The organism is Flavobacterium enshiense DK69, from assembly GCF_000498495.1.
GTDB lineage: Bacteria > Bacteroidota > Bacteroidia > Flavobacteriales > Flavobacteriaceae > Flavobacterium > Flavobacterium enshiense.
The window spans coordinates 148,131-155,028 of the sequence record NZ_AVCS01000002.1; the positions used below are offsets into that span (position 1 = coordinate 148,131).

Sequence of the window (6,898 nt, forward strand, 5' to 3'; positions counted from 1 at the left end):
TATTATTCAGTCACCCTAAATTGCTTCATTTCTTCCAATGGTTCAATAGAAACGAAATCTTTCCATATGGCAGGATCATAGCGTTTAAGGACCAAGTAATTGAAATCTTCTTCTTTAATATTTTCAAAGGCATTTTCACTGATTTCTGATTTGGAAATATTCAGGAATTCGGTTTTCTCACCCAAATTTCCTTCTACTTTAAAGTCAAAGGCTACTACATCTTTTTCGCTGTTGGTAAGTTCAATAAATTTCAGTGGTCTGTTTATGTAAAAATATTGGCCTGTTTCCTCTGAGGCATACTGCAAATAATAACCTGTACCCTCAGGACTTTTCTTGTAAAGAATTGTTCCTTTGCTTATATTTTCAGATACTTTCACTCCCAATAAAAGTTTCATGTTGAATCCGCCCAGATCTTTCCCGTCAGCTAAGTTATAATCGCAGCGTACTACCGCATAATCCGTTTCTGAAATGTATAATTTTCCGGAATATTTTGCCTTACTTTTTCTGGGTTCGAATTTCAGGACATACATGCCATCATTTTCATCGTTGTATATCTTACTCTCATAAGAATACTCATACAATTCAGGTTTGTTTAAGAAATCTAATTTGCTGCTCAGCGGGTTGTTTTCGGCGATAAATCCTGTAAGATTCGCTTTTGAAGAAGTCAATTTGGTGTTTTTGTTTTTGACATCCTTTTTGTTTTTTTTCTCATTATAATTTTTACTTAATGAAATGGTATCACGGGAACCAAACCACCCGCTTTTAATTCTGTAAAACTTGGTGGTGTCCAAATGTTTCAGAACGATATTTGTTCCTGTTTCCTCTATATCGTCCAATGATACTGAATTGTCACCATTCTTAAGCACTGTGGCTTTTATCACTTCAAGTTTATTTAAGAATGTTGGTTTATCGTCCTTCTTTTTTGAAAGCGTATAATAATTGCACAACATATCCTTTAATTCTTTTGGCGGGTGTGAAATGAGTTTTGCGGTAAATGCATTCATTTCTGCGTTGGTCGATTTAAGTGCATTTTCTGTAAAACCGGTCGATTTTGTGATTTCCACATCGATTTTCTTTGGTTTAAAAGAGGTCCCATCACGATAAAAAAGCATATTTTTCGATGATTGTCCGTCATTTTTGTAATGAACCGGAAGATTCTTTTTAACCTCTGCCATAATTGCATAGGGATCTGGTTTGACATTTGAAATGGTGAGGTTTTCGAGTTCAAATACACCCGGCTCAAGTCTGATGATGTATTGCAGGTTTTTTAGTTCACCCACGGTTAACTGGCGTTTAACATATCCGAGATACGAAACGGTCAGTACAGTCGTATCACTGTTGTTGTTTTCAGTCAGGGTGAAGTTCCCTTCCGCATTCGAAACAAGATTTACTGTTTCATTTACAATAATGTTGGCGTAAGGAAGGCTTTCGCCGGTTTTCGAATCAATAATTTTTCCAGTAAGGTTTTGGGCATTGGCTGACTGGAGCCCAAGCAGAAAAAGGAACAGATGAATTAAGGTTCGTATCATTGATGTACTGTTTTTTTTGATTGTGATGACTTAAATTTAATTAATTTTCAATAAAATCGAATTACGGTTAATTGTATAAATAGAAAAATTCCTTCAAATATATAAATAAGAAGGAATTTACTGTAAAAAAACTCGTTAATAAAATCACAAAGTCATTGGGAACCTAATTTCGTGAAGTTTTTATCTAAGTCTGGCTTCTAGTTCTTTTTTAACTTCTTCTGCTGTTGGGTCTATCGCGATAATTTTACCTTGATCATCAATCAGGAACATTCCGCCACCGCCACCGTTACCAATGCTATACTTTTGCCAAATTTTATTTTGCTTATCAAGTTCTACCAAATTTAACCACGGCCATTTTTCTTTTTCTAAGAATTTTGTAAGCCTGTCGGTATTTTTGGATTCTCCGCCGACTCCAATAATTGTGAATCCTTTATTTTTATACTCGTTATAAACAGGTACCATAGTTCTGCTTTTTTCGATGCAAGGGCTACACCACGTTGACCAAAGATCCAACAATACGATTCTGCCTTTGATTTTGTCAGACAAATTAACAATGTTTCCATTTAAATCAGGTGCTGAAAAATCGACATAATTTTTTCCGATTTTTATATTGTCAATCGCGTTTATCATATTCAGTGCTAATTCATTGTAAGGATGTTTTGGATTAGCTTTTGACAGTTTATCGTAGTTGTTCTTAGCAAGATTTATATCAATGGTTTCTTTACCATAGATTAATTCATTTAACAAAAAAGAATAGGACACAATTGTTGGGTTTTCATTAATGTACTTCTGTTTCCATTCATTGTGTTCGGCATAAATTAGTTTTAATTTATCTTCCAGTAATTTTCTTTTCGAACTTAAATTTAGAAGAGTCTCTCTATCATACTTGTCTGTATTATTTAGTACATTAATACTGTCATTAAGTTGTTTTATCTTGCTTATATATTTAAGTTTCTCATTTTGTTTGAATTTTTTGTACTCAGCATTTAGTTTTCCGCCTTGTACCATATTTTTATCAAAATCCTTTTCAGGATAGATTGTAAGAGTAATAGTTTCGTTCTCTAAAAATAGTTCCATGATACGTCCCAAGCCATTTTTAGCTTCACCAAGTAATAGCAAAACGGCTTCGGGATTTTGTAACTTCGTTTCATAATGAAACTTTCCTTTAATGACCGGAATTTCAATTAGAGAATCATTGGAAAGATCTTGATTAGGTTTCATTAATAGGATGGATTTGGTATCAGAATTAATTACCGTTCCATTGATTACACATTTTTTTTCATTTTCGTGACTAAATATAGCGTAAACCAGTGTAAAGAGGATAACACTAAATTTTAAGACTAATTTCATTTTGTGTTTGGTTTTAAAAGTTTTGTTCAACTTCGTAGAGGGTTATTTTCCGTAAACAGAAGTTGATCCGACAACAGCATTAATAGAAAAATTCCTTCAAATATAAAAATAAGAAGGAATTTACTGTAAAAAAGTTATGAAAAATTACACAGTCATTGAAAACAACTGTGTTTGGGGAGCTTTGCGTTTCAGGCGTAAATCGAAGGCCATGCATATGTTTCTGACAAAGGGTTTGCCTTTTTCGGTAACGGTAATGGCATTGTTCTGAATAATCAGTAAGCCGTCGTTTTCCATTTCGTCGAGTTGTGAAATAACTTCGGGAAGTTCTTTAAAGTATAAATGTGATTCATCCCAGGAAGTGGTAAATTGACACATTAAATTCAGGATGTGTTTGCGAATGATTAAATCTTCATTCGTTAGAAAATGCCCCTTGAAAACAGGTAATTCATTCTTTTCCAGTCTTGCATAGTAATCCTCAATTGTTTTTTCATTTTGGGCAAAACCATACCAGCTGTCGCTTATGGAAGAAGATCCCAATCCAATCATCAGCTGTGTTTTGGAAGAAGTATAACCCATAAAATTGCGGTGAAGTTTTCCTTCTCGAAATGAAGTAAACATGTTGTCTCTTTTCAATGCAAAATGATCCATGCCGATTTCGTGATAGCCTTTTTTTGTCAGCAATTGTTTCCCGATTTCGTAAAGTCTTCTCTTTTCGTCGTCTTTTGGAACGTCTTCGTCTTTAAAACCGCGCTGTCCGTTACCTTTAATCCATGGCACGTGGGCGTAACTGTAGAAGGCTAAACGATCAGGGGAAAGCGATTTTGTTTTTTCGATTGTATCCACAACATCTTCCAGTGTTTGAAAAGGTAATCCGAAAATCAAATCATGAGAAACAGAAGTATAGCCTATTTCCTTTGCCCAAAACGTAACCTTGGCCACATTATGAAACGGCTGGATTCGATGTATTGCTTTTTGCACTGTCTCACTGTAGTCTTGAACGCCAAAACTTACGCGTCTGAAGCCTAAATCGTAAAGTTGTTTCAGATGTTCCCTTGTAGTATTGTTGGGGTGACCTTCAAAACTGAATTCATGGTGTTCGGCTCTTTCAGCTCTTAGGAATAACCCATCAATTAAAGTTTTAAGATTTTCTGGTGAAAAAAAAGTTGGTGTTCCTCCTCCCAAATGAATTTCTTTGATTATTGGTCTTTCCGGAAACATGTCGCAGTACAGATTCCATTCTTTCAGAACTGCTTCTATATATGGATTTTCAACTTCGTGTCGCTTAGTGATTCGTTTATGGCAACCACAGAACGTGCATAAACTTTCGCAAAACGGCAGATGGATGTAAAGGCTGATTCCCTCCGAAGCATTGCTTTCATTGAAAGATCGGATAAAAGTATCCTGCCATATTTTACCTGAAAAACTTTCATCTTCCCAATAAGGAACTGTCGGATAACTTGTGTATCTTGGTCCCGGAACATTATATTTTTGTACTAATGAAGTTGTCATACTTTGCCATTTTTCTACATCAAAAGTAGGTTAGAATACCTTCTGTTAAAATGATAATTGTCATATTTTTAGGTGTGTAAGAAAAATTGTTTTCCATTTATTTTATTAGTAATATTGGCGTCCGTAAGCGAAAGGCAAAAAAACCGCTTGGTTTTAGTATGAAAAAATTTAAAAATAGCTTTTTTTATATCGGAATTGTTGGTGTAACAACCGCAATAATGTATTGGACGATTCAAAACGGGAAAATCCTGGAAGAAGGTCGAAATGTTGTCCTTCCCAATAACGGAAAAAGCCAGTGGGAAGAATTTATAATTTCACTTACACACAATCTAACCCATCCGTTAGCCATATTATTAGCCCAAATTGTTACGATTGTTTTCGTGGCAAGATTGTTTGGTGCAATTTTCAAAAAAATCGGCCAGCCTTCCGTAATTGGAGAAATCCTTGCCGGAATTGCGCTAGGGCCTTCATTATTGGGAAATTATTTTCCTGAATTTTCGAATGCTTTATTTCCGGCCGCATCACTTGGGAACCTTCAGTTTTTAAGCCAGATTGGACTGATTCTCTTTATGTTCGTAGTTGGGATGGAACTCGATTTGAAAGTGCTCCAGAACAAAGCGAAAGAGGCAGTAATTATCAGCCATGCCAGTATTGTGATCCCGTTTACGTTAGGACTTGTTCTGGCTTATTTTATATTCCAGCAATTTGCTCCGGACGGTGTCGAGTTTATATCCTTTGCACTTTTTACAGGGATTGCCATGAGTATAACGGCTTTTCCGGTTTTAGCCCGAATAGTGCAGGAGCGCGGTTTGCATAAAACGCGACTTGGCGCTATGGTGATTACCTGTGCTGCTGCAGACGATATTACGGCTTGGTGTATTCTGGCTGCCGTTATTGCAATTGTTAAGGCGGGTTCTTTTTTAAGTTCGCTTTACATCATGGCACTTGCGATAGTATATGTTATGCTAATGCTTAAAGTGGTAAAACCGTTTTTGAAACGAATAGGTGATTTGTATGATAACACCGAAACTATTACAAAACCGGTAATAGCGATATTTTTCCTTACGTTGCTGATTTCATCGTATGCTACGGAAGTTATTGGTATTCATGCTTTGTTTGGAGCCTTTATGGCGGGTGTAATCATGCCGGAAAGTATGCGTTTTCGTAATATTTTTATCGAAAAAGTCGAAGATGTTTCGCAGGTTATGCTTTTGCCTTTGTTCTTTGTATTCACCGGACTTCGAACGCAAATTGGTTTATTGGATGACGCCTATTTATGGGAAGTTTGCGGTTACATTGTTTTGGTAGCCGTTGTCGGCAAGTTTGTGGGAAGTGCTTTGACAGCAAGGTTTGTAGGGCAGAGTTGGAAAGACAGTTTGACTATTGGTGCTTTGATGAATACCCGCGGTTTGATGGAACTCGTGGTTTTAAATATTGGATATGACTTGGGTGTTTTAAAGCCGGAAATCTTTGCGATGATGGTAATTATGGCTTTGGCAACTACTTTTATGACGGGGCCTGCTTTGGATTTGATAGAATATGTATTTAAATCGAAAACTGAAATCGTTCCGAAAGAAATCGTTCAAAACAATAAATTTAAAGTTTTGTTTTCGTTTCATAATGCCGAAGAGGGTAGGTCTTTACTTCGATTGGCCAATAACTTTGTAAAGAAAAACCATAACAACTCCATCGTTACCGCCATGCATATTTTACCGATCAATGAATTGAATCCGTATAATATTGATGAGTACGAAGAGGAGAGTTTTAAACCTATTTTGCAGGCTTCGGAAGAATTGCATCAAAAAGTAACGACCTTATTCAAAAGTTCCATTGATACGGAAGGGGATTTAATTGAAGTATCTAATCAAGGTGATTTCGATTTGGTGCTGATGAGCTTAAGTCAGTCCATTTTTGAAGGAACCCTATTAGGAAAAGTACTTGGATTTACAACGCGTATAATCAATCCGGAAAGTTTATTGAATAAGTTTACCGGAAAAGAGAAATTATTCGAAAATTCACCTTTTGACGAGCGTACAGAACACGTTTTGTCGCGAACTGATGTTCCGGTCGGAATATTGGTAGATAAGAATTTTACCGATGCCAAACGAGTTTTCGTATTGCTTTTGGAAGAATCGGATTTGTTTTTGATGGATTATGCTAAACAATTGATTCACAATGTGAATTCGAATGTGACAGTTTTGGATAAGGCCGGAAATTTTAAAAACAATACAGAATTAATCGATTGTATTCATAAAATTGAACACAAGCATCCGAAACACATTAAACTGGCAACGGAACGAAAAATTGAGAAGGCGCTTTTGGATGAACAGGATTTAATGATTATCAGTGTCGAAAGCTGGAAAAAATTACTGGATTCCCAAAGTTCATGGTTGAATAAAACACCTTCTTTGCTGATAATAAAAAAATAAAACCCTTTATTAGATTGATTAAATGATATCGCATACCTGATTTGATTTTTGGGATGCACATCTAAAAACAAAAACTCCGAT

At 35.8% G+C, this 6,898-nt stretch carries 4 protein-coding genes; 1 reads left to right on the top strand and 3 read right to left on the bottom strand.

Translation table 11 applies throughout. The features are described 5' to 3' along the window. Positions 1-2: 2 nt before the first annotated feature. The 3 genes from FEDK69T_RS00860 to hemN form a co-directional block, all read right to left on the bottom strand. Entirely contained in the window at positions 3-1,529 is a 1,527-nt protein-coding gene (locus tag FEDK69T_RS00860; protein ID WP_023572238.1) for a carboxypeptidase-like regulatory domain-containing protein, read from the bottom strand. Positions 1,530-1,709: 180 nt separating this feature from the next. After that, positions 1,710-2,879: a TlpA disulfide reductase family protein gene (locus tag FEDK69T_RS00865; RefSeq protein WP_131494741.1), complete on the bottom strand. Its 1,170-nt coding sequence runs from the start codon at positions 2,877-2,879 to the stop codon at positions 1,710-1,712. A 144-nt stretch (positions 2,880-3,023) separates the two neighbouring features. Continuing rightward, complete coding sequence (gene hemN, locus FEDK69T_RS00870; RefSeq protein ID WP_023572240.1) at positions 3,024-4,388, bottom strand: oxygen-independent coproporphyrinogen III oxidase; 1,365 nt, start codon at positions 4,386-4,388, stop codon at positions 3,024-3,026. Positions 4,389-4,546: 158 nt separating this feature from the next. Between hemN and FEDK69T_RS00875 the strand changes: the two genes are divergently transcribed. Then, the gene (locus tag FEDK69T_RS00875) at positions 4,547-6,817 is read left to right on the top strand and encodes a cation:proton antiporter (protein WP_023572241.1); all 2,271 of its coding nucleotides are present in this window, start codon (positions 4,547-4,549) and stop codon (positions 6,815-6,817) included. Positions 6,818-6,898 lie beyond the last annotated feature (81 nt).